Here is a 1,370-nt window from a genome sequence, read left to right as displayed (position 1 = left end):
TCTTAACATGGCGTAATCGCGGCTGACCGCTTCTCGAAGGCTCAAGATCCGGTAGGATCTGCCTCGGGGGATCATCGAAAGGAAGCAACTCATGAAGCAGTACGTCGGTTTGGACATCTCTATGGAAGAGACCAGCATTTGCGTTTTGGACCAGAACGGCGGCGTGACATTCGAAGGTTGCGTGCCCACCAATCCAGAGGCCATCGCTAAACTCTTGCGGCAGCATGCCGGCAATGCTGAGCGGATCGTTTTTGAAACCGGCGCGCTATCCAATTGGCTTTGGCACCAGCTCAGGGCGCTGGGCTTTCCGGTTATTTGCCTTGATGCGCGTCATGCCCACGCAGCGCTATCGATGCGCATCAACAAGTCGGACCAGAACGATGCCAGGGGATTGGCCGAAATGGCCCGCATGGGATGGTACCGGGAAGCTGTCGTGAAGGGGGCAGAGAGCTGGAAAACCCGTTCGATGCTGGCGGCTCGAACCAAGTTGGTGAATCTGCGGAGGGACCTCGACAACCAGATGCGTGGTCTCTGCAAGGGGCTGGGAATAGTACTCGGCAGGGCCGGTTCGACCAACCTGGCTCGCAAAGTCAACGCCGTGCTTGCTGACGCGCCGGACTTGCAAGATATTTTCGCGCCGCTACTCCTTGCCCAGTCCTGCTTGACCGAGCAAATTGAGAAGTTTGATCGACAACTCCTGGCCATGGCAAGAGGCGACCAAACTGTCCGGCGAATGTTGACCGTTCCCGGTATTGGTCCCCTGACTGCCCTGTCCTTCGTCGTTACCATCGATGACCCCACTCGCTTCAGACATTCGGCCGACGTTGGCGCCTATCTCGGCTTGACACCAAGACGTTATCAATCCGGTGAGATCGATCGCACTGGCCGCATCTCCAAGCGCGGTAGCCACCAGGTTCGAACTTATTTGTTCGAGGCCGCGAACGTCCTACTGACCGTTGTCCGGCGCGGTTCTGCGCTCAAGCGCTGGGGCAACAAGCTGGCCAAACGCATCGGCGCCAAAAAGGCAAAGGTTGCCGTCGCCCGCAAAATGGCTGTCATCCTCCATGCCATCTGGACCGATGGCACCGAGTTCCAGGCAGAGACGCGCGCCGCATGATCCAGTTTTAAACCAATCCAGATCCGCCTTCGGCGGAACATGCGTCCCTGCCGGGACGAAGGTGTTGGCAATCTCGAAGTCGCCCCTGCGGGTGGTAACGCACCGCGCTCTTAACATCGAGATGCCGCACTTCCTGAACGCCATCATGTGGCGCTCCCGCATAGAGACGACCGCGGAAAGAACCATGAACCCGGCAGTGGATCATTTTTGTCGATCGGGGTTGACAGCGTGCCCGCGATTAAAGAACGGACGA

The 1,370-nt window shown here is 58.1% G+C and carries 1 protein-coding gene; it reads left to right on the top strand.

The window, feature by feature from the left end; genetic code table 11:
• Positions 1-91: 91 nt before the first annotated feature.
• Entirely contained in the window at positions 92-1,117 is a 1,026-nt protein-coding gene (locus CVM73_RS38700; protein ID WP_100236934.1) for an IS110 family RNA-guided transposase, read from the top strand.
• Positions 1,118-1,370: the final 253 nt, after the last annotated feature.

The organism is Bradyrhizobium forestalis (genome assembly GCF_002795245.1).
In the GTDB taxonomy this organism is placed as follows: Bacteria; Pseudomonadota; Alphaproteobacteria; order Rhizobiales; family Xanthobacteraceae; genus Bradyrhizobium; species Bradyrhizobium forestalis.
The sequence above is the reverse complement of the archived record's forward strand: the minus strand, read 5'-3'. Positions and strand labels throughout refer to the sequence as shown.